This window comes from Changpingibacter yushuensis, assembly GCF_014041995.1.
GTDB classification, from domain to species: Bacteria; Actinomycetota; Actinomycetes; order Actinomycetales; family Actinomycetaceae; genus Changpingibacter; species Changpingibacter yushuensis.
In genome coordinates, this window is record NZ_CP059492.1 from 1,685,595 (window position 1) to 1,711,872 (window position 26,278).

The window sequence follows — 26,278 nt, forward strand, 5'->3', positions numbered from 1 at the left end:
CAGGGAATGGAGGTTGGGCCCCTCGTTATCCTTGAGCGCGTACCCTCAGGTCTCGAGCCAAGTTATCCGTCTGTTCGATGACAATGCGCCGAAGTGCTCCTGGAGCATCTTGGTTCTCCGCAAGCCAACGATCAGCTAGTTCGGTAGTCTCCATTGCGGGGTAGAGATCACGCACAATCCTTCGAGCCATTTCAATGCTTCGAGTCCGCCACACCTCACGGATATTCTTGAAGTACTCGGAATCCATGCGGGCGGTCAGATCGCGGCGCGCTCCCGCTGTAAATCCCGCAATAGTGGAGCTGAGCAGTTCATTGGACAGAGTTGTGGAAGTCCACGCACTGTTCCACGCTTGAAGCCGGACCTCCTCGATCGGGCGCGCGCTGAGTGCCAATACCTCGTTCGCTTGGCCGCTCGCGGTGTTGTCGCGTTGACGTTCGGCGTGGATTTCCTCCTCTGACAGGTAGCCCGTGGCAGCGAGAGCCACCACGAATCGACCACGCACGTCAGTATCTAGTTCGATTCTCGGCAGTGCGGATGTGCCGTCGAGCAGCTCACGGATAAGCGGCGCTTGCGCGTCCGAGAACTCCGCCGCTGCCGCAAACGCGCGAACCCACACTAACTGGCAGTCGCCTTCGACTTCATATGCACCCTTGCGAGTGGTCTCCAACCATTGGCGCTTAGCTGTGTGCGGATCACGCGTGAAGTTGCAGACCGCGTAGAGCGCGTGGCGCAACACCACGCCTACCACCCCAACATTCGTCTCCGCCTGAGCGTGATGACGCACAACCTCGAGGTAAGTATCCACTGGCAGCACTCCGTCGCGGACTGCATTCCAGAGCGCCGACCAGATGAGCCCGCGGGGCATATCATCTTCAATCGTGGAAAGGGACTGCTTCACTGAATGCAAAGACTTCGGGTCCAACCTCACCTTCGCGAACGTCAAGTCGTCGTCGTTCACAAGCACCAGATCAGCTTCCGGAAGCTTGACGGGTGTCCGGACGTCAGAAATGTCTACGGGGATCTTTTCGAGGAGCCTGAGGACGCCGCTTGGATCCCTTCGGTAGATGCCCACACGAAGCGTGTGCGGGCGAGGATCGGTCTGTGTGATCCACGTACCCTCAGAATCAGTCTCAAGGCTCAAAGTGGACATACCTGTGGTCTCCAACCACGCGTGTGACCAGGCCCGTACGTCTTTGCCTGAAGCCGCCTCAAGTTCCACTAACAGATCATCGAGTGTGGTGTTCGCAAACGCATGTGCTGCAAAATAGCGCCGCGCTCCTTCAAAGAACCGCTCTTCTCCGACGAAGGCAACAAGCTGTTTGAGCACTGCCGCACCCTTGGCATAGGTGATGCCGTCAAAGTTGAGCTTGGCAGCCTCCAGATCCGGGATGTCCGCCACGATCGGATGCGTGGTGGGAAGCTGATCTTGCGTGTATGCCCATGCCTTGCGCGAATTGGCAAAAGTCACCCATTCGTGCGTGAAGCGCGTGGCCGCAACGGATGCGTGCGAACCCATGTAATCGGCAAAAGACTCCTTCAGCCACAGGTCATCCCACCACTTCATGGTGACCAGATCGCCGAACCACATGTGGGCCATCTCATGCAGTATTGTGTTAGCTCGCGCTTCACGCTGCGCCTGCGTGGCAGCACCCCTGAACACGTAGTTCTCCGTGAAGGTCACGAGGCCGGGATTCTCCATGGCGCCCAAGTTGTACTCGGGAACGAAGATCTGATCGTACTTGCCCCACGGGTAAGGGAAATCGAAGTGATCTGCGTAGAAGTCGAGGCCTTGCTTTGTGATCTCGAGAATCTCATCCGGATCAAGGTTCTTCGCAAGCGACTCCCTGCACAGCACGCCGAGCGGGACCACCAGATCTGCGCGCGTCCACTCTGAATCAACCCGGTGGTAAGGCCCTGCGGCAACCGCAGTGATGTAGCTGGAAAGCGGCAACGTGGGCGCGAACTCAACGCGCTTTTCCGCGCCGTCGTCGGCCATAGAAACCACACTCTGGTTGGACAAAACCTGCCAGGACGAGGGGGCTGCGACAGCAAATGTGGTGCGCGCCTTCATATCGGGCTGCTCGAAGCACGCCATAACACGGCGTGAATCAGCGGGTTCGTACTGGGTGTAGAGGTAGGTTTGACCGTCTGCCGGGTCAAGGAAGCGGTGAAGGCCCTCACCCGTCCGGCTATATGAACCCACCGCAGCTATGGAAACGACGTTGTGTTCCGCAAGATCTGTGAGCGCGATTCGCGCTCCATCCCACACGACGGCGCGATCAATGCCATTCACCGTTACGCTTTCAACGCTCTGGCCGATGAAGTCAAGCCACGTTTCTGACTCCTGCGCATCGAACTCCAGCGTGGTGGTCGTGGGGAAACCGAGATTCTCGTGATCACGTGCATTCGTCAGGTCGAGTTCGACCCGGATGGTCTTGACTGTGATCGCGGCCGCGCGGGCAGCCGTCTCTTCTCTGGTCAGGTTTGCAGAACTCATGCCTCCATTTTGACACGCCCACGCAAACAGTCAGGCACGGTGCCGCGAGCATTGCTCCCAGCACCGTGCCTGACTAAACGATGTGCAGACTGGTCACTTGACCACTGCGAAGCCACCCGTCCACGAGATCTTCTCAGCGGCAGCGAGGGTGAGCTGAAGGAAGCCAACTGCCTCTAGTTCGTGTGCGCGCTTGAGCGAACCGGCATCGAGTGCCTGAACACCACCGGCGGTGACGGCTGCGATGAGCGCGTCCTTGGCGGACGTGGAATCGCCGGCCACCAGCACGGTGGTCGCGTTCTCACCAACAGTCTTGGCAGCGAGAGTGCCGGCAAACGTGGTGTTGAATGCCTTGAGAACGTTTGCCGAGGGAAGTTTAGCCTGTAGCTCCGCTGCAGCCGAGCTACCAGCGGGAACCACGAGGGAATCGAAGGTTTGGAAGTCAAGCGGGTTGGTGATGTCTACTACCGTCTTGCCCGCGAGCTGGCCGGCGTAATCAGCCACGATGGAATCTAGGGCCGGGTATGGAACAGCGAGCACCACGATTTCGCCAGAGATCGCAGCCGATCCGGACTCCTCATGGGTGATGTACTGAACATCGGCGCCACCTGCTGAAAGCACACCGCCGATTGCGGTTGCCATGTTGCCGTTGCCGAAGATAGAAATGCTGGTCATGTTCTTGTTCCTTCTGTGTGAGGATGGTTCGTGAGGCCCTAAGAATCCGGAACCACACGTCAGTTACTTGTAGGTACAACCATCACTATAGATCACCATAGTTAAACATACAACTATGAGGTAGAATCTTCTTATGTCCGACACATTGACCTACCAAGAGCGAGTTGCCATCGCGCGCTTGCACGCACTTCTGGAGCTGTTACCAACCGCCCTGGACCACCAGCTCATCCCAGCCGGCATGACCTCTTTCGAGTACACCCTTCTTGAAGCCTTGTCCGAGGCACCGGAACGATACTTGCGCCTCACAGCGCTCGCTTCGCGCACCAACGCCACCCTCCCCCGCCTTTCCCGCGTGGTTTCAGCTTTGGAGAAGAAGGGGCTTGTGCGCCGCGCGAAGTGTTCCTCCGACGCCCGGGCCACCAATGCGTTCATCACCGATGCCGGATTGGAAGCGCAAAAGCGGGCCCAGCCTGTTTACAGTGCCGCCGCGCGCCAGATGATTCTTTCCGGCCTGGAGTCTTTGGGCGACGACGGCGTCCAGCAGCTCGCCGACGTAAGCCTCGCGGTCCTTCGCAAGCTCGATCCGGACGGCCGGCTCAAGGTGACCACAACACAGATGGATGCCGTTGATGGCACAGTGTGCCCCGTGGACCCGCCACTGGTTTCATCCTGTCCGGCCGACCCGCCACTGGTTTCATCCTGTCCAGCTGACCCGCCACTGGTTTCATCCTGTCCGGCCGACCCACCTCGCAAGGAGCTTTCCAAGGAATCTTTGCAGGAGGCGGCGTTACCCGCGGATCCGTGGAGTCAGGCGCCATCCAACGGCTCACTCAAACTCGCTCTGTAGGAACGGCGAGGGTGGCGCGTCCAAACACCGAGCCACCCAACGATCTCCCCCGAGCTAGATACCAACGCGCCTCAGTAGGGCGCACATACCTCTCCCTCAGTGCATTCTTGCTGTTCTAGACTGCAACGTGAGAGGAGAGTTCATGCGTAGCAACTATGTACATACAGTGTTGTTGGTAGCAGCGATAGTGACCCTAACCGCCTGCACGTCCGTGAGCAGCCCCGGATCGAGTGGCAGCGCCACTCCACTGAACCCGACCACTTCGCCATCGTCAGTAACCTCCACCTCCACGCCACCCAAGACAGAGCCAACCTCGGCGGATTCATCCGGTCCATTTACCAGAATCGATTGCATGGCCGGTGAGGATCCAGCACTCGTGGCATCAAGCGTCGTCGTCGAAAACGGAAGAATCCTCCCCGGTCTGTATCCGAACGCTCTGGAGCGCCCCGGTGGAAACTCCACTATCATCCGCCGCACTGCGCTGCCATCAGACGTAGACCTTGTCAGTGCCACGCTATGCGTGGCCACCTACGATCGGGAATCTCAATTCGTTGGCTACTGGCTCAGAGCCTTCACCGGCGACATCGCCACTCTCACTGAGGCTCTTCACACCGCACCACAGCCACGAACCGACCAAGCCTGCGCCGAATACTACGAGGCATACCCCAACATCTGGGTTGAGAGTGACGAGGGTAAGTACTACGCACCCCTGTGGCCGCCAGACGCCTGTCACCACTACACCGATCCGGCACCAGGCGACTACCTCAACGAATCCACGCTCGCAGCCTTTGACCCGAAAGACGTGGTGCGTGAGCTGGTGGACCGGTAAACCCTGCTGTGTTTGAGAAGATCAGAGTGGTACAGAACGCTCCGGCACCACAGTCTTCATGACGATTGTTGAGGTGAGGCGCTGGACACCAGCCAAGGCAGAAAGACGCTCGTCATAGAGGTGTTGGAAGGCGGTCACATCATGGGTCCACACCACCAAGAGGTAGTCCGGCTCACCAAACATTCGCACTGCTCGAACGACTTCTGGGACCTGTTCCAGCTCCTCTTCGAATCGCGTCATGGTCTGATTGTCGCCATCACGCAGAGTTACGAAGACGATGGTCGAGAAGTCGTATCCGACCGAACTCGGATCGATGAGCGCGCGGTATCCGGTAATCACCTTATCTGCCTCCAACGCGCGCAGGCGTCGATGACAAGGGGACACGCTTAGGTTCACTCGTTCGGCAAGCTCAGTGACGGTCAAACGGCCGTCAACCTGCAGTTCTGCCAGAATCTTCTTATCGATGTCATCCACAACAATGATTGTTGAACAGCTTCACTACCAATCGCAAACGGGCTCACCGTATCACCGACACGCCCGAACTCTTGGACAATTCTTCTCCAAGAAGATGTCCATAGCGGGACTTTCCACCCAGACGCGCCGGACCTTTCCACCAAATCGCGACAAAGCTGACCACCATCGTAGCTTCATTACTGGTCACGAAGCAGTGTCAGACCGTTCACCCAATCGCATAATCACACCTGTTTATGTATATATTCGAGATGGCCGAAGATCGTCCAAAATAGCCGGATCCACGCCGAAAGGTCAGCCCAAGGTCGCAGCCGAGGCGTACAGGAACTGGTGAAGCACCATGAGATGTGACTTTGATCCCACCCTCTTGAATTAACACGAGTTTGGCCCTGTGACGTATCTCATGTTGAACTTTCAACTTGAGGTACTCCCCCGATGCTCACGATTGGACGAAGTATGAGTAGAGACTCGGCTGCAGAGGAATCTCCAAATCCAGCATCATGGAAACAACGTCCAACGACGTGCCCTGATCGCTGGGCATCGTCTCCTGCCTTGCGTCGCGAGGATGCACCGGTCCGAGGTAGTAGAAGTCTCGCCCCTCCGCATCATCCTTCTTTGCGAACAAGTGGAGCTTGGTGGCACCACTTGTGATGGTGACAACCTCCGACGATGAGAGCGTTCGCCGACTTCTTGTGAACCACTTCAATGTTTGGGGATCGACGAACTCGTCCTCATACCTTGTGCTTGCACTGATGCCAACGTTCTTTGCGTACGTGACAAAGATGGGGCAGGTTCCCGACATTTCGTCGATCTTATACCCATACATGGTCGAGTATTGGTCTGAACTCCAGTTGAGGAGCCGACAGACGTCGCTACGCGAGTACCTCTCACCCACTAAGAGATGGCCCGATCCGTTGTATCTGTGCCGAGACAGAAACAGCCCAGTCCTGATCAGATCCTCGACTTCGCTTGTGAAGTAGGAATCCTCATTCAGTTCTGTTTCGAATCCGGCAGAGAGCGTGTAAACACCCTTGCGATAGTCAATCAGCGGCTGACTGCCGTACGCTTCCCGCCGCGTCTGTGTGAAGAAGCTCAAAGCCAAGATGCTGACCACAGTGTTCTCAAGCGCAGACGAACTATCTAGACCAAACCTTGAGTAGATGTTCGCTAACTCTCTCTCAGTGACACGCTCACCTTGGATGAGAGCATTCAGAAGAACGAGTTCGTGTGGGCGTTTCCCATTCAGTAGCTCACCCGAAAGGAAGTTGAGATAACCTTCTTGCGAAAGTGACGGACCCGAAGGAGCAGCCTTGACCTTGTATTGGAAACTCCAGTAATTCTTCTCCTTGGTTGCCATGACCACCGGATCAATCGCATCAAACCTTGCAAAGTCGTAAAGCTTAGGCGTCGCTCCGATCCTTGCAGACATGTCAAAGAAGGCGCGCTTAAGGTTGGCCAGACTGTTGAGCGAGACGGCCGCTAAGGAGTCCAGGACTCGTTTTGACGACACCCTGTCAAAGCTGATGCTCGAGACTCCAGCCACCGTGCCCGCAGTATCAGCACGAATGAGCCTCTTGCGTATTACGTCCTTGTTAAGGGAACTGTCACCTGAGAGTGCAATAGGGATGAGGTAGTTGTTCTTGTAATTCCCGATGAAGTCGATGACTCGCAGGTGATCCTTGCCAGGGCACTTGCGCAGGCCACGGCCAAGCTGCTGAGTGAAGATGATTGCCGACTTCGTCTGGCGGAGCATCACGATTTGATTCACGGCCGGGATGTCGATGCCTTCGTTGAACACATCAACGCTGATGATGTAGTCGAGCTCGCCGGCCTCGAGACGGTCTACTGCCTGATCCCTCGCTAGAATCGAATCGGCTCCGCTCAGCGCAATCGTCCGCAGCTGCCTTCCGTTGACGCGCTGCTCATTGAGAAGCGCGGAGAGCTCCCTCGCCTCATCGTTTCGACTGCAGAACATCAATCCCTTGACCTGGCCTGTGTGTCCATACACCGTCAGCTTCTCCACGAGGTGCCTGACGCGTTCAGTAGCCACCAGTTTGGCCAAATCAGTGGAGTCCTCCACAGTCACACCCGACGCGTTCACGTAGTCAGTGACTCCGAAGTAGCTGAACGGCACGAGCATCTTGTCTTCAAGTGCCCTAGCAAGCCGTATTTCATAAGCCACGTTGTAATCGAACAACTGGAAGATATCGAAGCCATCCATGCGTTCTGGTGTGGCCGTCATTCCCAGAAGAAACGTGGGCGTAAACCACTCGATAATCTGTCTGTAGGTCTCGGCACCAGCACGATGAACTTCATCAACGAGGACATAGTCGAAGGTGTCTCGCTGAATGGCGCTCAACACGTCGGAGCGCGCCAAGGATTGCACTGTGGCAAACACGTAGCGGGCATCTAGCCGCTTCTCGTTGCCAGAGAACTTGCAGTAGTCCGACGAATCGCCACCGAGCACGCGGCGAAAATCTGCCATGGCGCGGTCAAGGATCTGCTCGCGGTGCACCACGAAGAGCATATGTTTGGCAGCGGCTGACTTGACATCGAGGGCAGCCAGAATCGTTTTACCGGTACCGGTTGCAGAGATAACCAACGCTCGGCGAGCACCAGAGTTGCGCAGGTCTGAAATGGACTCCAAGGCTTCTTGCTGCATAGAGTTCGCGATGATTTCGCCGCGACCAAACCTATCTAGATCCGCGGATGCGCCCCCTAACCGGCTCCCCGGAGTACGGACCGGAGCAACATATTGCGCGTGGTACTCCTCGAGCCATTCTTGGGTGAGGGGAACGGCATCGCGGATTTGGCGATCAACGGCCTGCTTGAGCTGCCCAGTGATATCGCCACCTGGCATGGCTGAAAACCGTAAGTTCCACTCCTTGTTTTCAAGTAGTGCGCCACGGGTGAGATTTGAGCTACCAACAATTGCTGTGGTGATCTCATCCTGTTCAAAGATGTAGCCTTTTGCGTGAAACGAGCCCTTGTGGTCTGGATAGATCAGAACCTCTATGTTGTCCAGAGCGAGGAGTTCTCTGAAGACCTCTGGAGAGTTGAAACCTAAGTACGTTCCCGTGACTATCCGGCCCGTGCCTGTGAAATCGAGGAGGTGTTGCTTGAGCAACGCCAACGCGCTCGGCGCCACAAACGCCACCGAGAAATCGAACCGGTTGGACCTGCGCATCTCCTTGAGGATTGCGTACAACATCGTGTTCTCATTCTCATTTTCGATGAGAACCGGGTTGTAGAGCTGCATGGAAGCGGTATGTGCATCCATAAACCCAAATGCTGTATCAGAGCTCAGCGCAGATTCGGTAGAAGAGGTCATTGGAGAAGCTTCATTACCGATTCGACTGCGGGAACATCTGCTGGAGCCCACTCCAGATCATCAAGTTGTGCAGTGGGAACCCATCGAATTTCAGAGTGCTCGGTCAGGTGAGGCGCATCGCCATTCATCGTGCATAAGAACGTCGTCAGATGCACCACACCGAAGTCGTATTCGTACTCGGTGGATTCAACCAGCTGGCCGACCTCAACGTGGCACCGCAGCTCTTCCATGAGCTCACGGCGCAGAGCATCTTGTGGCGTTTCTCCCGCCTCCACCTTCCCACCGGGGAACTCCCACATGCCGGGTAGCGACATGTGCTCACTTCTCCGAGCGGCAAAGACATTCCCACCGTCCACGATCACGGCCCCCACTACTGTGATGCGCTTCTTTACGTGTTCTGTGGTCATGCTTTGAGTTCCTTCCAAGATGTTCGTGCCCAGGATAGCGCAATGGATCAACTCCTTATCCGCAAAGAACGTGAGCAGCGGGCACCTGATCCATGGTCCACAGAGTCCTGCGGTTGCGGAAAACAGATGCACGGCACATAGGAAAGATTCTAGGTATCAGCCCGAACAGATGGTGGTCTAAGCAAGAGGAGCGGGCACATCATGCGTTGATGAGCCCGCCCCACGCCTACTTCCCCACTACTTGGCCTGCTCCATCCAGTAATCAAGGGCCCTGAGATCCTCAGCCTCGTACTTGGCCTGGAACTCCTTCACGGCCTCCGGATCATCGTGGTCGGAGAGGTGCATGTACATCGTGGTAAACGGCATGTCACCGGTAATGTTGACGTCGATAACACTCGGCTTGTCGAGTTTCTTAGCAGCTTCGAACGCTGCTCGCGCCTCGTCCAGAGTGTTCACCGAATACCCGACGGCACCCATACCTTCGCCGACCTTGGCCCAATCCGCATCTTGAATCAGCACGCCTGATAACGGCTGATGAGAATCATCGCGCTGCTCGGCCTCGATGAACCCCAAGGTGCGGTTTGAGAACACCACGTTGATAACGGGCAAGTTGTACTTCACTTGAGTGAGGATCTCCTCGTTCAGCATTGCAAAGCCACCATCACCGGAGAGGGTCCACACACGGCGATCCGGGTACTCTGCCTTGGCAGCTATACCTGCGGGTACCGCGAAGCCCATAGTGGCGTATTTGCCAGAAGTCGCCCACTTGTTGTTCGGTGTCAGATGAGCGAGCCGGGCAAAGTTGATATTGACGTTACCGACATCAACCAAAAAGACGTCGTCGGGCTTGGAAACCTCGTTCAACAGATGGAAGATCGGTTCCACTCGAAGTGGCGTACGTGAATCATTCGCAAAGGTAGTCAACCATTCCTCCCAGTTCTGCTTGTTTGCAAGGCTGGCGCGGTAGAACGCGGTGCCCGGCAACTCGGGGCTGGCGTCAATGAGGGCGCGCAACGCCACCTTGGCATCGGCAAGAATAGAGAGCTCATCTGCAAAGCGCTTTCCGAACTTCTGAGCGTCCACATCGATCTGGATGATCTTCTGATGAGAGTTCACAAGTTTCGAAGCGAACGGCATGTCATTGCCCACCCACACAATGACGTCCGCAGCGCTCAAGGCTTCAACGGCAGGTTTGGTGGCCACTCGGCCAGCTGAACCTAGGAAGGCTGGGAAATCATCCGCAATACTCCCCTTGCTTGGGTGAGTGGAGATGAGTGGCAACTTGAGCTTTGAGGAGAGCTCCAGAAGCTCATCATGGGCGTTCCGAGCACCCATTCCAAAGTAGACCAGCGGCCGATCGGCTTGAGATAGGAGTTCTACGGCCTGCTCAATCTTGGAGGCTACAGGAAGCGGGTAGACGGGATCCGAGTAGTAGTTCGCGGAAGTTGGGACGGCCGCATCGATCTCTTCCCACGCCAGATCCTTTGGGATGGTTACTACTGCGGGGCCGCGATGTGCGTACGCCTGACGAATAGCTTCGTCAATGAGCTTGGGAAGGCCCGCCGCCGTGGTTGCCGTGCGATTGTAGACTGCCACATCGTCAAAGATAGGCCCCTCGTCCATCGCCTGGAAGTAGTCAATGTTCATGAATGCCTGCGGCACTTGGCCGACCAAAGCGAGGACTGGCACACGATCCTCACGCGCATCGTATAAGCCGTTGAGAAGGTGAATCGCACCCGGCCCGGCAGATCCAAACATGACGCCAACTCGCCCGGTCAGCTTCGCCTCAGCCGAGGCAGCGAGCGATCCAGCCTCCTCATGACGGACCTGAATGAAATCGAGATTATCCTTCTCAAGGTGGATCGCGTTCATCATCGAATCAAACGATCCTCCAGGCAAGCCGTAAATGCGCTTTACTCCCCAGCTTTCAATAACCTTAAGTACTACTTGACCTGCTTGCGCCTTCTCGGACATCATGTCTCCTGTTTTCTTGTGGGGCGTTGGCGGTTGCCTTCCGCAACCTTGCGATGGATCTCATCGCGCCTTCCGCGACCCACTCAGGAGAACTTAGTTAATACTTTAACTATTCCGGTATGTGATCGGCAGGACAACCTCGGGCCTCACTCAGAATAAAGGCCAAGTTCCACCACTTTAGCCCTGAGTTCAGCATTGCTTGGCTCCACTTGGAAAGTGCCATCAGCAAACTGCAGAACCGGGATGTGCTTCTGCCCGCTGATTGCTGTGGCGCGCTCGGGAGCGCCATCTTCTGACTCAAGATCATGGTAGATATACGTGACCCCGAGTTCGTCAAGAAGTTTCTTGGAGCGACGGCAGTCCGTGCACCAATCCGCGCCGTAAAACTCAATTCCCTCTGATGTGCCTGAAGCCTGCGCCGTTGAGTCGCTCATGGATAGTCCTTCCTCAAGGATGTGATCTTGTCACGTAAACTCTCACTAAAAACTACGCTTTCGAGAGTCAATTCATTCCCAACCGAAAGGCTTACTGATGCTCATCACAACAACCAATAGCGTTGAAGGCCACCCCGTTGCGGCCTATCTTGGCATTGTCAACGGCGAAACCATTGCCGGAATCAACGTCCTGAAGGACATCGGAGCAGGTTTCCGCAACGTATTTGGCGGCCGCAGCGCGGGATACGAAGATGAACTCATTGCAGCGCGCGATTCAGCAATTGGAGAAATGGAGCAACGTGCCGCGAGCATCGGCGCCGACGCAGTCGTCGGCTTCCGATTCGATTACGAGGTACTCGGACAAGGAAACATGTTGATGGTGGTTGCTACCGGAACAGCCGTGCGGCTTTCCTAAGCGCACAGGAAACACTCGAGCACGTGGTGATGTGTACCAACATCGCCACAAGGTGTCTCAACGTGGTTGGGGTTGACGCCCAAAGGCCTCGACCCCAACCTCAGCACTACTCATTCATGCCACGAAATCATCGATAAGAAGTTCCTCGCGCGCTCTGTCTTGGGAGATGAGAAGAACTCCGCGGGCGGCGTATCTTCGAGGATTTCGCCGTCATTCATGAAGATGATCCGATCCGCCACATCGCGCGCAAACGCCATTTCATGTGTCACGATCACCATCGTCATACCGTCTTTGGCTAACCCTTGCATAACATCCAAGACTTCTTGGACCATTTCGGGATCCAGGGCGGAAGTCGGTTCATCGAAGAGCAACGCCTTGGGCTTCATGGCAAGCGCGCGGGCAATAGCGACACGTTGCTGCTGACCTCCTGAAAGCTGCGCGGGGAACTTGTGGATGTGATCAGTCAGCCCCACTCGAGTCAGAAGAGCTCGGGCAAGTTCCTCCGCATCCTTCGGCTTCATCTTGCGAACTTTGATCGGACCCAGAGTTACGTTCTGAAGAACTGTCTTATTTGAGAAGAGGTTAAAGGATTGGAACACCATTCCCACCTCGGCTCGGAACTTTGCCAGCGCCCGGCCTTCCTTAGGAATCTCCTTGTCATCGATAAGGATTGCTCCGCTTTCGATGTCCTCAAGGCGATTGATAGTGCGGCAGAGGGTGGACTTGCCCGAACCCGATGGGCCAATGACAACAACAACTTCGCCCGCGTGCACGGTAAGGTTCGTGCCCTTGAGGACATGGAGCGAACCAAAGTGTTTATTGACGTTGACCAGTTCGATCATTTTCGACGACGGATCCGCGGCTGGGACTTCAAACGCTTCTTCAGTGTTGTTTGCCATGAAATGACTCTACGCAACGAATATTTCCGCCGATTGTGCCCTGTGTGTCCGCTGTGTAACAGTTGCAGATTTCACTCGGAAAGAGAGGATCCCGCGGTCCACTATGGCACCGCGGGATCCGTGCCCGAGACGCAGGAGCACCGGGCAGATCGTGGGGAGATGCTACACAGGAACGCTCACCTGCGCGGGCATTTGTGCCATTCTTCCAGCGGCTCGGTTACTGCCGCGCTTCGCTAGCCACTTAGCAAACTGCGCTAGAGCATTGTTAATAATGATGAAGATAATTGCGGCAACAATGAGCGCCGGAAGGAGGTTGGCCTCTGTAGATCCGAGAAGTCGAGCTTGGCGGAGCAGTTCGGGATAGTTCACCAAGTACCCGAGGCCCGTGTCCTTCAAGATGATCACTAGTTGGCTGACAAACGACGGAAGCATTGCGGCTACCGCCTGGGGTAGCTCTATGTAGATGCGGCTGCGGCTGGGTGTTAGGCCAATCGCCAGCGCTGCTTCACGCTGTCCCTTCGGCAGACCGGCTATTCCGCTCCGCACTAGTTCGGCCATGACCGAGCTGTTGTAGAGAGTCAGGCCAAGTACTACAGCCATGAACGGCGCATTCGAGGCATCAATGTACTCAGAGGAAGCGAGCAGCGCATATGCAAACAACATCATGATGAGCACAGGGATTGCGCGGAACAGCTCCACAAAGACCGTTGAGGCAGCCCGAATCAGGCGATTGTGACTCGAGCGTCCCAAGCCCATGATGACTCCCAGAGCACTGGCACACAGCACTGAGAGTGCGGCAGCCTTGAGTGTGGAGACCAGACCCGGAAGCAAGAAGTACTGCCACGTATTGAGAGTGAAGATGGGAAGCCACTTTGCTGGTGCAAGCTGCCCCCGTCCGTATAGTCCCACCACGATCCAGACGAAGAAGGCAACAACCAAAAGCACGCCAATAACGTTGGCAACTCGAATTCGGCGCTGACCCTTGGGACCTGGCGCGTCAAAGAGACGTGGATTCATCGTGCCACCACCAACTTCTTTGAGAGATATGTAAAGAGCATCCCAACCGGCAGAACAATGATGGTCCACCCGAATGCGATGATGAGGAAGATGGAGAATAGGAGGTCCGGGCGGAACTCAAGCATGGCACTGAGCACGGATGCGGCTTGAAACACACCAGCCGCTTGGGCCACAGTGGTGTTCTTCGCCAATGCCACAACCGTGTTGCCAATGGGTGCGATTGACCCGCGCAGCATCTGAGGAGCAACAACTTGGCTGATAATCTGACCAAAGTTCATTCCAATGGATCGGGCAGCCTCGATTTGCCCCACAGGAATTGTGTTGAAGCCTGAGTACAGCGACTCGCTGAAGAACGATGCCGTGTAGAGGGAGAGCCCTAGCACAGCCAAGCGGAAGCTGTTTACGGCTATGAACGTTGGGCTCGATGAGTCAGCCAACTCCACTCCAAGCTGGCCCCACAGGCCAAGCGAGCAACCCAAGATGATGAGAGTCAAGGGGATGCTTCGCACGATCGAAACATATAGGTTGCCAGCCGTTCGGAAACTTGGGACAGGCGAAATGCGCATGATGGTCAGGACTGCACCGAGCACGAATGCCAAGATTCCAGCTAGAACCGTCAGCTGGATGTTCACCCAAAACGCCTCGATGATGTCGAACTGACCGAACAGCTCCTGTAATGCACTCATAGGGAACCTCCAACTCAGCCCGGCGGAGGGGAGACTCCCCTCCGCCGGATCTACATCCGATTACTCGCACCCCTCAAATGTTGGAGGATTCAGTTCGGCATTGGGTGAGTAGTCCGAAGGCGTGTTATCGGAAAGTGCCTTCTCCCACGAGCCGTCGTCGAACATAGTTGTCAGCGCATCGTTGACTGCTTCACACAGTTCGGTGTTGCCCTTGGCCAAGCCAACGCCGTACTTCTCTTCAGTGAAGGGGTTACCAACAATCTTGAACTGCCCCTCGTACTGTGGTTGTGCAGCAAAGCCAGCAAGGATGATGTCATCAGTCGAGACTGCGTCCACAGATCCCGCGCTCAACAGTTCTACGCACTCGGAATACGTCTGAGCAGGGTACAGCTGGACCTCAGAGGAGTATTCATCGCGAATTCGCTCTGCGGAAATCGAGCCTTCCACCGAACACAGAATTGAACTTCCGATATCGTCCGGGCCAGTGATCGACGTGTTGTCAGCTGAGACAAGGAAGTCTTGGCCAGCAATAAAGTATGGACCACCGAAGCTGATCTGCTCCTTGCGAGCATCCGTTATCGAATACGTCGCAAAGATGAGGTCCACAGATCCATTCTGGATGAGCGTTTCTCGCTGAGCCGAAATGGATTCTACCCAGTCGATGTGGTCGTCGTCATAACCAAGCGCGTTCGCGACGTACCGTGCCACGTCGACGTCGAACCCAGAGAAGGTATCTCCTTCCTTGAGTCCGAGGCCTGGCTGGTCATACTTGATACCGATGCGAATCGTATCTCCAGTGAGCCCGCCACCTCGCGACACATCGCCGGATGCCTCCTCGGAGGCCGTACCTGAGCTGCATGCGGTGAGGATGAGTGCGGTGGTGAGTACTGCTGCTGCAGCAGCAAAGCGTCGTTTGATACTCATGTGTGTTTCCTTCACGTCGTGGTTCATGAATGGTTGTTTTATGACAACAGAGCGGTAAGTGCCTCCCTAAGCTGCTTGAGGTTCGTGGAAATGACAGGTGAAGAAAGTGGATCTGCAGCATCAAGGGCAGCGATCTTTTCTTCTGGCGTTGCGCCGTAGAGCATGGATGTGGCCATGCGCAGGCACAAGTTTTCGGGGTGGTCGCCAAAGGCGGTGCCGGGCAGGGCTGCCACGTGATATGAGCGAAGCAACGACTCAGCCAGGTCATCGGAGGTGAGGATTCCTTTGGTACCAAGAACCTCCCGATGAGGTCCAAAGTCCGGATACAGGTAGAACCCACCCACAGGCTTGCGGCACCTCACTCCGAGGTCCACAAGGATGTCATATACAGAATTGACGACAAGGCCATGGAGGCGCCGGCTCTCAACGATCCGTTCTTGGATCTGCGGCGTACCACTGACTCCAAGCTCCAGCGCAGGCTCAACCGGTGCCGGCATAGCCGACCAGATCTCACTTCCGATTGCGACGACGGCGTCGCGCACAATACTTCCAAATTCTGTGGCCGGAACTCGAAGGAAACCTGTGCGCCAGCCTCCCAAAGCGAGCGACTTGGATAGACCACCAGTCACGAAGACGTGATCTGGACTCACGTCTGCGGGGCTCAGCACGTCTAAATCGGGATCGTGAATGAGCTCGCGGTAGATCTCATCTGAAACATGGAGGAGGTCATATCGCTCTACCAGCGCGGCAACGCGGCGAACCGTCTCTGGAAGTGGGGCGCAACCCGATGGATTATCAGGAAGAGTAGTGACGATAAGCCGCGGATTGAGGCCCGCTGCCGTTGCATCCTCAAGTGCACTAGCCAGCGCGTCGGGCTCAGGAAACCCTCCCTCGTTAACGGGAGCGTCCACCCAGATCACTTCCCGGCCCAGAAGAGCCGCCTGCGCACCATACGAGACCCACGAAGGCCGGGTGAGAACAACAGCGCCATCCGTTGCCTGCATGAGTGCGTATATAAGCGCTTTGGATCCGGGAGCCGTAACGATCTGCTCCGGCTCCGTTGGGAGCCCACGGTCACGGCTAAAGAAGCTCGCGATCGCTTGCCGAGTTGACCGCGCGCCTGCTGTGGACGGGTAGTGGTTAAGTGAGGCACCCGCCTGAAGTGCATTCACCAGAAGAGGATGCGGCGGAAGCCCCGCCTCCCCGAATCCGAGGTGAATGACGTGTTCTCCCGCCGCACGCAGCGCCGAAACTTCTTCATTTATAGCTAGAGTCGCTGACTTTGTGATTCTGAAATGGGATGCCAACTGCATGCCCCGAGGCTACGGGGCGCATATTTCGCAGGCGTTTCTACTCAGTTACGGTCTGAAATGTGGGCAAATGGTTGGTTGTGATCCTCAAAACTCTTCGTGAACGTTTGGATCGGACTCGAAGAGACGGCCGTCAGGGCGTCCAAGCGCACTGATCGTGGCGACGTCAGCCTCACTCAACTCCACGTCGAGCGCACCCAAGTTCTCCAGCTGACGTTCGGTCGAAGAAGCCTTCGGAATCGGTACGACTCCGCGAGCAACTTCCCAAGCCAGAACGATCTGACCGGGCGTAACCCCATGACTGGCAGCTAGTGCGGTGATTGCGGGATCTTCAAGGAGTTCGCCTCTGCGCAGTGGACTCCATGCCTGCGTGATGATGCCTTGACTGCTGTTGAAATCTGCCAATTCAAGCTGCGGGAAATATGGGTTGAGCTCGATCTGGTTAACTTCGGGAACCACACCGGTCTCATCAATGATTCGTGTGAGGTGCTCGGGCAAGAAGTTGCACACACCGATATGGCGAACTAGGCCTGCATCTTTCGCAGCGATGAGCGCCTGCCACGCCTCGACGTACTTATCCACTCGCGGATTTGGCCAATGAATGAGGTAGAGATCAATGTAGCCCAAGCCGGTGCGGAACACTGACTCTTCCACAGCCTTGATGGCCGATTCGTATCTCTGCCGCCTGCCCGGGAGCTTTGAGGTAACGATGACCTGTTCACGTGTGATCCCGGAACGTCGCACACCTTCACCCACAGCGCCTTCGTTTTCATAGTTGAAGGCCGAATCGATGAGCCGGTATCCGTTTGCGATGGCTTGCGCCACCGAATCCGCTCCAGAATTCCCGTTGAGCTTATAGGTGCCGAAACCGATAACCGGAAGTTCGAGGCCTCCGTTTGTGGTGAATGTACGCATGTGAATCCTTTCCGTTGCTCAACGTTACCAAGGTGGACTGGCACTGTGGTGAACGGGTTACCCGGCAACTCCATCGGGTTCGGGGGTAATGCGAAGGTACTCGGCCACATCACGCCAGGTCGATTCTTGGTGCTCGATGGTGGCTGCATCCGCAAGGCGTTGGCTAGGTAGATAGGTGAAGAATCCTCGTATGCTTCGCGACGAAACCTCAGGATCCGCACTTACAGCGCGCCACATTGCGGCTGCCTCATCACCCAAGCACAGAACGACCTGCAGGTTGGGCATGAGCGCCAAGAGGCCCTTGAGAACCTCATCCGGTGCCCATTGTTGATTGGGAACCTGCACAGAATCGGGAACCTCCACCGAATCGGGAACCTCCACCGAATCGGGAACCTCCACCGAATCGGCAGACGCCCACGGATTCGTGAACCATGGCGACAACTGCTGCCGGTTGATTCCAGAAAGCTTCATGAGCCGTCGCAACTGCATGGACAAGTCACTGGTGTTCTCAGTGCATATCATGTCATTCCCGGTGGCGCGCTGCCCCATGGAGGATGCGCCACTGAGGAGAGCAAGCACCCGAGTATCTGAAGCACCGTGCCACGGGGCAAGGTAAGGGAGGTGCAAACCGTATGGGTTTTCTTGGGAGAGCTTGTCAATATAGCGATTGATATGCCGCACATGCGTGTCATACAAATGGTCCCATTGCCCTTTGAGGAACCAAGAATCAGTCATCCTGCCAGACGTCGTTGTCATACTAACCATGGTAGGTGGCATGCTTCTCAATTTGGGAAACTTTCACGAAGAATTGCCTGCCCTCACAATTGCAGGACCAAAGGGTAGGTTTGCAGTAATCTCATCGAGGGCGCGGTGTTTATCGCCGCCCAACTCAATTGTCTTATCTTCGCTCGATGCTGCTCATTACGGTCAGCGTGGCGATGTGCGGGAGGGAACCCATGGCGCGAATTCTCATCGTTGGTGCAGGAGCAACCGGCGGAGTCTATGGCGAAAAGCTGGTGGAGGCTGGCCGCGACGTGACCTTCCTTGTGCGCGAACGCCGATTCGAGGAGATCTCCGCTGAAGGAATCCGCGTTCGTCGGAAGTCCGGTACGACGTCATATCCTGCCAAAGCGATCGTCACGCCAGAACCCGGCGATGTGTACGATCTGATCCTGGTGACAGTCAAAGCACCGGCTCTCCCCAGTGTGATCGAGAACCTGAAGAACGCCGTTGGCCCTAACACCATCATCATTCCTCTCCTGAATGGAATGGCCCACAACGCCATGTTCGAGGATGCCTTTCCCGGCTGCGTCCGGGGCGGAATCATGCGGATTATGGCGACTCTCGATCCAGACAACACCGTTGTTCAGCTGACAAACCTATGCGAATTGATTGTGGGTGGCGTCCATGGCCGGAAGCTCCCCGACGACGTCGCCGCGGCGTTAGACGTTCCCGGAATCCGATTGATCGTTCGTGAGGACGTCACTGGTTCTTTGTGGGAGAAGTGGGCGTTCATTGCCGCAGCGGGGGTCACCACAATTCTGTTCCGGGGAAACATCGGGGACATCATCGCTGCTGGAGGGCACGATATGATCCTTGACGCCGTTGCCGAATGCGAGGCTGTGGCCGCGGCATCGGGATATCCCGTAAGTGAAGCAACGCATGAGCAGACGGTCAACATGCTGACAGAACCGCACTCCACGTTCACTTCGTCCCTGTACCGCGACCTCATGAATGGGAATGCTCAGGAATCCGAACACCTTCTCGGTGATATGGCTCTGCGCGCTCAGCAGCTCGCAGTGCCCGCTCCCTTGCTAAACGCCACAGTGCTTCAGATCAGAACCCAACAGGTGGGGTAGCGAGGCAGCGAACTCGCACCGATAGGCAGGTGACGCAGCCCTCGAGCTTCTCAAACTCGCTGATTTCAACCTCCGTGACGTCATATCCAAGTTCACGAAGCATTTTGGCCGTGCGTGGAGCCGAAGCAGAGATGAGCAGGTGGGAGCCATCGAGGCACACCACGGCGGTTCCCGCAGGTTCCGGAACAGGCAGGAAGCGTTCGAAGATGGCGGGATTGTCCACATATTCCGGGTATCCGATCACTGTGCCATCAGGCAGAGCCGTCACGGCCGTCTTCAGGTGAAGGACCTTCGTGACCGGTACCGCCACGACTTGTGCGCCAAGTGGGCCGAGGATTGCACGCAACTGGGCGATTCCTTCAGCATTGGTACGCCCTCCGCGCCCGACGTACACGGTGTTGCCAACCTTGAGTACGTCGCCTCCTTCGAGCGTTCCGGGTTCGCGAATCGAATTGAGAGACAAGCCGAGTTTCTCCACCACGTCCCGGGTGCCAGCGGGCTCCGGGCGCCGCGGCAGAGCTCCCGGGCGCGTTGAGACCGCAACGTTCTTGAACATGACCACTGAGTCCTCTACAAACACCGCATCCGGGCAATCATCAGCTGGCGCGACCTCGATCGTCTCCCAGCCGGCGGCGCGCAGTGTGTCAACATACCCCGCCCATTGCTGTAGGGCTGTTGGAATATCCACGGCCACTTTCTCGATGTGATCAACGATTCCGTTGTCAAGTAACGGACCGGGCTTACGGACTAGCGCGACTTTCGACATTCCTTGCCTTCTCTTCGTTCGAGTAATCACGCCAGCATAGTCGACAGTGGGCAGGGGAACGATTACGCGTTCCACTGCCCACTGTCATTCAGCTATTGATGAAGTTCGTGCAGCTTGAAGCCGACTACACCTTCACTTCTTTACTCTTCGTTGCGACGGCGCGAAGCTAGCGCGACGCTTGCAACTCCGGCAACGATCAGGGCAATGGCACCGATGAACAAGCTGCTGGAATCAGCACCCGTGTTCGCAAGTGCGTGGACCGGCGTGTATACCGGCGTTACCGATGGCTTAACAACGACTACTGGAGCCTTCGGTGTGCTCTTGGGCGGAACGGCACATGGTGTTGGATCAGCAAACTTCACCGTGTACGTTGCCACCTTCACTCCCTTGGAGTTGGTCCAGTTGCCATGATGGCCGCGGTCGTAACCATTGCCATCACCGTACGTGCGATCACCGCTCCCCCAGTCGCCCTTGTCAGATTTACTGACCTTGTGGCTGTACTTCGAAAGCTGCCAGCCTTCGCCAACGCTTGCACTTGAGAATGTGTATCCCTTCTGAGCTGTGGCAATGATGATGATATTGCCATGCTTGTCGGTCTTCTTCTCATAATGAATCGCCTTGGTATCGGCCGGCAGAGTCACGGTACCCATTGTGACGGAACCGTCCTTCTTGCAGACAGGATCAGTAACAGTGGGCTTGGTTGGGGTAACCGCGCATGGCCTCGGATCTGTGAACTTGACGGTGTAGGTTGCCACCTTGTCACTCTTCAAGACCCAACCCTCACCAAGGCTCTCCGCAGTGAACTTGAATCCCTTATGAGCAGTCGCCGTGACAATGACCGTATTGCCCTTATGAGAGTTCGCATAGGCACTATCATCGCCATACTTGCCAGCTTGGCCATCCCATCCAGCCTTCTCGTGCTTTCCGGACAAACCATACGAAATCTGACGAGTATCAGCAGGCAAAGTCACCTGCCCCTTAGTCACACTTCCATCCGCCTTGCAGACAGGATCAGTGACCGTGGGATCAGTTGGGGTAACCGCACACGGCCGCGGATCTGTGAACTTGACGGTGTAGGTTGCCACCTTGTCACTCTTCAAGACCCAACCCTCACCAAGGCTCTCCGCGGAGAACTTCACATGCTTCTGGGCTGTGGCAACCACGATTATTGTGGTGCTTCCCTTGCCATCCTTGCCATCGCGTTCCACGCGCTTCTCATAACGGATCGCATTAGTATCCGCCGGTAGTTGCACGATTCCCTCGCTCACCGATCCGTCCGCTTTGCAGACAGGGTGGGTTACCGTGGGATCAGTTGGAATAACAACACACGGCCTAGGATCTGTGAACTTGACGATGTAGGTGGCAATGTCATTCTTTCCGCCTAGGGTCCAGCCCTCGCCTATCGTCTCTTTGGAGAACTTGAATCCATTGATTGCTTTGGCCGTGACGACAAAGACCTGCTCATCGCCGGGCTTGCCACCGCGCTGTTCGTCCACCTTGTAGGTGATCGACTCTGTATTTGCCGCCGGCACAACCGAGCCCTTCGATACTGAGCCATCGGCCAGACACTCTGGGTTTGTCACCTGTGGGGGTACCGGTATCGCGATTTTCGGGCAATCCTTGAGATGTCGGAAGGTGATCTTGTAGGTTGCCGTGTTCTTGAGGACCTTGTCAGGTTCCCATCCGGACCCTTGTACTAGGACAAGCCTGAAACCTTCAGCTGCAGTGGCCTTGACGATCACTGTTGCTGATGGACCAGCTCCGGATACTGACTTTGTGTAGACAATGTTGGCGGTGGACGGAACGGTTACCAGATCCAGCACCGTCTTGCCATAGGGAAGGCACTTGACATAGTCAACGCTAGGCTTGCCCGGCGTCACGGTCTTGTGGGTTGGTGTGGTCTTCGTGGGTGTTGGCGCTGGCGCCTTTCCAGCTTGGGTCTCAGGTTGCGTTGCTGCTTCCTGAGGTGGAGTCGTGACGGCTGGTTCTTGAACGGCAGGTTCGCTTGCCGCAGGCTCAACTACCGGTTCGACGGCTGGCTCTGTAGCTGGTTCGGCCGCAGGCTCAGGAACCGCGGCTGGCGCCACTACGTCTGAGGTCGAGGTATCGGTTACAGCAGGTTCGTCGGCAAAAGCCAAAGAAGGAAATGATACAACCGTCAATGCGGTTGCTACAGCTAGCGCAATTAGCCGATGTTTGTTGTCAATACGTTGTTTTTTCGCACTCATTTGAGGGCTCCTAACAGCAGGAGTGAAGTCTGTACATGAGAGTTGAAGCCTTCAGCAATCGAAGGCAGCGCGAAATGCGATCGGCCGTAATCGTGGCGGCCGTCACATTGATCCTATACAGCACACGAGATCGATTGCCAGACGTGTGGAGTAAATGTTTCCTAATTCGGGATGTAAATCGTTCAGACGTGGTTGTTTCTTCTATGAATCACGCACTCTGTAACGTTTTATTTCTTGCGGAATTGCGCGGCGGCGCCTTCTTGCACACGTCCACATAAGTTCGTTGTTTCAGACGTTTGGCAGGCCAGCCACGAAACTCAAGATCCTTTGGGTCGCCAGCTGAGCGGCCCCCAAATCGAAATCTGCTGAGTCCGAGTCAAGGAACAGGTGCCCAGATGCGGGGTAAAGATACAGCTCTGAACCCGGAACCGTCTCAGCAAAATGCGCCTCCACCTCTGGTTGGCGCCACGGATCAAACTCAGCCTGATGTGCCTGAACAGGTACATTCAGGGGCCATTCGACACCCCACCACGAAGGCAAAGGAACCTCATACAAGAAGAAGGCACCCAACGCGCCGGTGTGCCTGAGTATCTGCGTCGTGGCGGCATGTACCCCGAACGAAGCCCCGCCGTAGACCACCCGGCTGGGAAAGGCGCTAATTGCAGCTTCACTCCGTTCCGCGAATACCTTGGTTCCAAGAGAATGTATGTGGCGCACGCCGTCGTCGATAGATTCAAAAGTGAGTCCGTCAAATAGGTCAGGTGTATGGACCACGTTTCCCGCGTCCCGTAAGGTCTGCGCAAACGCCTTCACACCATCAGTCAATCCGCGGGCGTGATGAAAGAAGACAATCTCGGCCATTGTGACCCACCTCTCTTTCACATCCTCTACTAATAGAAGATAGCAAGAGAATGATACAGAGAGAGCCATATCACAACATCTACTTGTGCCAGTGATAAACGGGCATCTGTCTCACACAAGGATCTACCCACGCCGGTGACAGAGGATTCGCCTAACGAGCCAAATCTCGATTCCTGAATCCCTGACGGCCGACCACGATGAATCCCACTGTGATGAGGCTGATCCACGCCAAGCCGGTCCAATCCACGTCAGCTCCAGTCACGTTTGGGACATGCCAAAACGGGCTAATACCCAGTATCCAATCCCAGAGCTTAAAGGTGGGACCAAGGATCGTGAGCGCGAATGAGATCACTACCCCCACCCATCCCGCGAGCGTCACGGCTGGCCGCGCACCAATGACCGCCACGGAGACGCCCACTACTGTCCATGATGCCGGGATGGTGGCGATTGCCTGCACCAAGACATCAGAGAACTGCACTCCTATATCAGCACTGGATGCCAACCATGCGATGATCGTTCCCGCGATAAGAATGTTTACAGCGGTTGACAGCGCCGCGAGGAGCACGTTGCTCGCGAAGTATCGCGATCGACGAACTGAGCCAGCGATGATTGGCTCTACCCGGTCTTCTATTTCCTCGCTGCGTACCTTCATCACCACTTGCACTCCGGACACTGCTGCGAGAATTCCCACCATGCTGAGGATCGTCACAATGAAGGCGGAAACGAGCTCTTCGGAGCTGGCAGCCCCAGATGCCAGTATGTGTGCCACCGAAGCATCTTCGCTCAGCAGGTCTTGCACCGATGTGGCAAAGTACCCAAACACAACTCCGAGGATGACGAAAGCAATCGCCCACGTCACAACTGGCCCTCGATTGAGCCGAATGGCAAGGCGCCAGGTGGTGCGCACTTTGCCGCGTGTTGGCCCCGGACGGGGTGGAATCGCACCTTGGCCAAAGTCACGCTGAGTCTGCAAGGCATATGCCACGACCAGCGCCAACACGGTAAACGCCAGGGCGTAGAGGAGCGGCCACCAATCGTTTTCAAAAGCCGGACGAGTCTGGGTCATCCATCCCAATGGGTTGATCCAGATGGTCCATTCTTGGGCGTCCACTGAGTAGGCGAATCCACGCAGCACAAAGAGGACACCTAGGAAGCCGACTGCTAAGGAGTTTGCGCTTCTTGAATCAGTACCCAGTTGCGCCGCAACTGCCGACACACCGGTGAACATCCATCCGGTGGCCGCGAAGGTGGCGCCAAGCAGCAAAGAAACCTGCCAATCTCCACCACACAAGGCGGTGACTATGCCAGAGACGCACCCAATCGCTACTGACCCCAACAGAGCGAGCCCGACTGCAGCACTCAAACGCGCTTGCCGTCCCATCACGCCCGATGCCAGCAGCTCTGCTTGGCCTGAATCCTCCTGCGCTCGGGTCGAACGGATTACTGCAAAGATCACGCACAGGGCCGTGAGGAAACCACCCAATGCGAGAGAACGCCATGCGTTGAAACCGTCTGTGGTAGACAGATCGAAAGCGGGACCAAAGATGAGGCCGAGTGCCGGGTTGGATCCTACTGTCGCCGCGAAAGCTGCTCGGTCCGTCTGAGATGGGAACACCAAGGGATAGGCGATTACAGAGGAAACCGAGAGCGCCGTCACGATGAGGAGCCACGGGGCAAACCTGCGGCCGTCGTGTTTGACCAATGTGCGGAGCAGCTGACTCGTGCCTCTCATTGAGTCGCCGTGCCTTCCTTGTGCTTCCCTGAGATCCCACGACTTGTGGGGGTGGAGGCTTCAGACCTTCCCGGTACTTCATCCTCGTCCGCATCTCCATACAGACGCAGGAATAGGGACTCAAGGGACGGCGGTGCCACCGTCAGCGACGTGAGGCCACAGGCGGAGAGCTCGGTCATCGCGCGGCCGATGAGGTCAGAATCAACTTGGGCTGTGAGAGTGTTGCCCTCGATAGAGACATTGTGAAGACCGGCGAGCACGCGCTGATCCGGAATGTGCTCAAGAGTGGCGCGAATATCGGTCCGGGTATGGCGCTGCAGATCGCGGAGAGTTCCAGTCTCAACGATTCTGCCCTCCCGAATAATCGAGAGGCGGTCCGCTAGAGTCTCAACTTCGGCGAGGATATGGCTGGAGAGAAGAATAGATGCACCGCGATCCTTCGATTCACCGATGAACTGCTGGAATACGTTCTCCATGAGCGGATCGAGCCCACTAGTGGGTTCGTCCAGAATCAAGAGCTCCACATTAGAGGCTAGGGCCGCCACGATTGCGACTTTTTGGCGGTTTCCTTTTGAGTATTGCCGTCCCTTCTTTGAGGGGTCCAGCTCGAATCGTTCTATGAGTTGAGCCCGGCGCGCTTCGTCGAGCCCTCCCCGCAGTGAGCCCAGTAGATCAATCGCTTCACCGCCGGTCATGGACGGCCACAGCGAAACGTCCCCGGGAACGTAGGCGAGTCTTCGATGAAGGTCGACGACGTTGCGCCACGGGTCTTTTCCAAGTACGCGAGCCGATCCGCCGTCGGCCCGAAGCAATCCGAGCAACACACGGACAGTTGTTGATTTTCCGGAGCCGTTGGGACCTAGGAATCCGTGCACTTCGCCCTTCCGAACGGTCAGGTCTAGACCCGTCAGCGCATGGAATTTCCCGAAAGACTTCGTCAGTCCCTCAACTTCAATCACGCTCTCAACGTCCATGGGCGCGCCTTTCTATTTGGGATCTCGAAATCGGCAGCACCAGTTCCGCACCATTACCCAAGCGTCCCACTGGAGGCCGGGCAGGCGATAGTGGCACGCGGGAACCCGTTCTCTAGGCCGCACGTGAACTCTGCGGAAATGCCTCTCATTGCCTTAGTCCAGAGAATTGGGCCGGTGATACTGCACGACCTTGTGAGCCGAACGCTTTGGGCAATGGAGTATGTACGCCT

24 protein-coding genes are annotated in these 26,278 nt (G+C 56.3%); 4 read left to right on the forward strand and 20 right to left on the reverse strand.

All coding sequences use genetic code 11. From position 1 onward, the window contains the following. Positions 1 to 25: 25 nt before the first annotated feature. Entirely contained in the window at positions 26 to 2,497 is a 2,472-nt protein-coding gene (pepN, locus tag H2O17_RS07345) for an aminopeptidase N (protein WP_182049099.1), read from the reverse strand. 93 nt (positions 2,498 to 2,590) lie between these two features. After that, complete coding sequence (locus H2O17_RS07350; protein WP_182049100.1) at positions 2,591 to 3,169, reverse strand: NADPH-dependent F420 reductase; 579 nt, start codon at positions 3,167 to 3,169, stop codon at positions 2,591 to 2,593. A gap of 133 nt (positions 3,170 to 3,302) precedes the next feature. On the opposite strand from H2O17_RS07350, the gene H2O17_RS07355 reads away from it, so the two are divergent. Continuing rightward, positions 3,303 to 4,016 carry a MarR family winged helix-turn-helix transcriptional regulator gene (locus H2O17_RS07355; RefSeq protein ID WP_182049101.1) on the forward strand — a complete coding sequence of 238 codons (714 nt, stop codon included), beginning with the start codon at positions 3,303 to 3,305 and terminating at the stop codon, positions 4,014 to 4,016. Between the two features lie 153 nt (positions 4,017 to 4,169). Here the strand turns inward: H2O17_RS07355 and H2O17_RS07360 are convergent, their stop codons facing one another. Continuing rightward, positions 4,170 to 4,370, reverse strand: coding sequence for a hypothetical protein (locus H2O17_RS07360; RefSeq protein ID WP_182049102.1), 201 nt, complete (start codon positions 4,368 to 4,370; stop codon positions 4,170 to 4,172). On the opposite strand from H2O17_RS07360, the gene H2O17_RS07365 reads away from it, so the two are divergent. Next, the gene (locus H2O17_RS07365; RefSeq protein ID WP_182049103.1) at positions 4,369 to 4,845 is read left to right on the forward strand and encodes a hypothetical protein; all 477 of its coding nucleotides are present in this window, start codon (positions 4,369 to 4,371) and stop codon (positions 4,843 to 4,845) included. The two genes, H2O17_RS07360 and H2O17_RS07365, sit on opposite strands and share 2 nt — an antisense overlap. A 21-nt stretch (positions 4,846 to 4,866) precedes the next feature. Here H2O17_RS07365 and H2O17_RS07370 read toward each other — a convergent pair whose 3' ends face one another. The 5 genes from H2O17_RS07370 to H2O17_RS07390 all read right to left on the reverse strand — a co-directional run bounded on the left by H2O17_RS07370 (position 4,867) and on the right by H2O17_RS07390 (position 11,462). Continuing rightward, positions 4,867 to 5,319 (reverse strand): Lrp/AsnC family transcriptional regulator, encoded by a 453-nt coding sequence (locus H2O17_RS07370; protein ID WP_182049104.1) that lies wholly within the window; start codon positions 5,317 to 5,319, stop codon positions 4,867 to 4,869. Between the two features lie 436 nt (positions 5,320 to 5,755). Then, the gene (locus tag H2O17_RS07375) at positions 5,756 to 8,647 is read right to left on the reverse strand and encodes a DEAD/DEAH box helicase (RefSeq protein WP_182049105.1); all 2,892 of its coding nucleotides are present in this window, start codon (positions 8,645 to 8,647) and stop codon (positions 5,756 to 5,758) included. Beyond that, positions 8,644 to 9,054 carry a (deoxy)nucleoside triphosphate pyrophosphohydrolase gene (locus tag H2O17_RS07380; protein WP_182049106.1) on the reverse strand — a complete coding sequence of 137 codons (411 nt, stop codon included), beginning with the start codon at positions 9,052 to 9,054 and terminating at the stop codon, positions 8,644 to 8,646. The genes H2O17_RS07375 and H2O17_RS07380 overlap by 4 nt, the downstream gene beginning before the upstream one ends. A 237-nt stretch (positions 9,055 to 9,291) precedes the next feature. Then, complete coding sequence (gene spxB, locus H2O17_RS07385; RefSeq protein WP_220456733.1) at positions 9,292 to 11,031, reverse strand: pyruvate oxidase; 1,740 nt, start codon at positions 11,029 to 11,031, stop codon at positions 9,292 to 9,294. 143 nt (positions 11,032 to 11,174) lie between these two features. Continuing rightward, on the reverse strand, positions 11,175 to 11,462 hold the full coding sequence (locus H2O17_RS07390; RefSeq protein WP_182049107.1) for a glutaredoxin domain-containing protein: 288 nt from the start codon (positions 11,460 to 11,462) through the stop codon (positions 11,175 to 11,177). A gap of 97 nt (positions 11,463 to 11,559) precedes the next feature. On the opposite strand from H2O17_RS07390, the gene H2O17_RS07395 reads away from it, so the two are divergent. Continuing rightward, on the forward strand, positions 11,560 to 11,877 hold the full coding sequence (locus H2O17_RS07395) for a heavy metal-binding domain-containing protein (RefSeq protein ID WP_182049108.1): 318 nt from the start codon (positions 11,560 to 11,562) through the stop codon (positions 11,875 to 11,877). Between the two features lie 110 nt (positions 11,878 to 11,987). Here the strand turns inward: H2O17_RS07395 and H2O17_RS07400 are convergent, their stop codons facing one another. From H2O17_RS07400 to H2O17_RS07430, 7 genes are all read right to left on the reverse strand, one after another. Beyond that, positions 11,988 to 12,776, reverse strand: coding sequence for an amino acid ABC transporter ATP-binding protein (locus tag H2O17_RS07400; protein ID WP_281363042.1), 789 nt, complete (start codon positions 12,774 to 12,776; stop codon positions 11,988 to 11,990). Between the two features lie 162 nt (positions 12,777 to 12,938). Then, positions 12,939 to 13,793, reverse strand: a complete 855-nt coding sequence (locus H2O17_RS07405; protein ID WP_182049109.1) for an amino acid ABC transporter permease — start codon at positions 13,791 to 13,793, stop codon at positions 12,939 to 12,941. Continuing rightward, the gene (locus H2O17_RS07410; RefSeq protein ID WP_182049110.1) at positions 13,790 to 14,479 is read right to left on the reverse strand and encodes an amino acid ABC transporter permease; all 690 of its coding nucleotides are present in this window, start codon (positions 14,477 to 14,479) and stop codon (positions 13,790 to 13,792) included. Before H2O17_RS07410 ends, H2O17_RS07405 begins: the two co-directional genes overlap by 4 nt. A 60-nt stretch (positions 14,480 to 14,539) precedes the next feature. Further along, positions 14,540 to 15,403 (reverse strand): glutamate ABC transporter substrate-binding protein, encoded by an 864-nt coding sequence (locus H2O17_RS07415; protein ID WP_182049111.1) that lies wholly within the window; start codon positions 15,401 to 15,403, stop codon positions 14,540 to 14,542. Positions 15,404 to 15,441: 38 nt separating this feature from the next. Beyond that, complete coding sequence (locus H2O17_RS07420) at positions 15,442 to 16,716, reverse strand: pyridoxal phosphate-dependent aminotransferase (RefSeq protein WP_182049112.1); 1,275 nt, start codon at positions 16,714 to 16,716, stop codon at positions 15,442 to 15,444. Between the two features lie 84 nt (positions 16,717 to 16,800). Continuing rightward, a complete protein-coding gene (locus tag H2O17_RS07425; protein ID WP_182049113.1) occupies positions 16,801 to 17,628 on the reverse strand; it encodes an aldo/keto reductase in 828 nt (275 codons plus the stop codon). 57 nt (positions 17,629 to 17,685) lie between these two features. Continuing rightward, positions 17,686 to 18,384: a uracil-DNA glycosylase family protein gene (locus H2O17_RS07430; RefSeq protein ID WP_182049114.1), complete on the reverse strand. Its 699-nt coding sequence runs from the start codon at positions 18,382 to 18,384 to the stop codon at positions 17,686 to 17,688. Positions 18,385 to 18,584: 200 nt separating this feature from the next. On the opposite strand from H2O17_RS07430, the gene H2O17_RS07435 reads away from it, so the two are divergent. After that, on the forward strand, positions 18,585 to 19,487 hold the full coding sequence (locus H2O17_RS07435; RefSeq protein WP_182049115.1) for a ketopantoate reductase family protein: 903 nt from the start codon (positions 18,585 to 18,587) through the stop codon (positions 19,485 to 19,487). Here the strand turns inward: H2O17_RS07435 and ddaH are convergent. From ddaH to H2O17_RS07460, 5 genes are all read right to left on the reverse strand, one after another. Then, positions 19,465 to 20,253, reverse strand: a complete 789-nt coding sequence (gene ddaH, locus H2O17_RS07440) for a dimethylargininase (protein WP_182049116.1) — start codon at positions 20,251 to 20,253, stop codon at positions 19,465 to 19,467. The two genes, H2O17_RS07435 and ddaH, sit on opposite strands and share 23 nt — an antisense overlap. A 140-nt stretch (positions 20,254 to 20,393) precedes the next feature. Further along, entirely contained in the window at positions 20,394 to 22,481 is a 2,088-nt protein-coding gene (locus H2O17_RS07445) for an InlB B-repeat-containing protein (protein ID WP_182049117.1), read from the reverse strand. A gap of 288 nt (positions 22,482 to 22,769) precedes the next feature. Continuing rightward, a complete protein-coding gene (locus tag H2O17_RS07450) occupies positions 22,770 to 23,342 on the reverse strand; it encodes a dienelactone hydrolase family protein (RefSeq protein ID WP_182049118.1) in 573 nt (190 codons plus the stop codon). Between the two features lie 151 nt (positions 23,343 to 23,493). After that, on the reverse strand, positions 23,494 to 25,074 hold the full coding sequence (locus H2O17_RS07455; RefSeq protein WP_182049119.1) for an ABC transporter permease: 1,581 nt from the start codon (positions 25,072 to 25,074) through the stop codon (positions 23,494 to 23,496). Beyond that, on the reverse strand, positions 25,071 to 26,048 hold the full coding sequence (locus H2O17_RS07460; RefSeq protein ID WP_182049120.1) for an ABC transporter ATP-binding protein: 978 nt from the start codon (positions 26,046 to 26,048) through the stop codon (positions 25,071 to 25,073). Before H2O17_RS07460 ends, H2O17_RS07455 begins: the two co-directional genes overlap by 4 nt. Positions 26,049 to 26,278 lie beyond the last annotated feature (230 nt).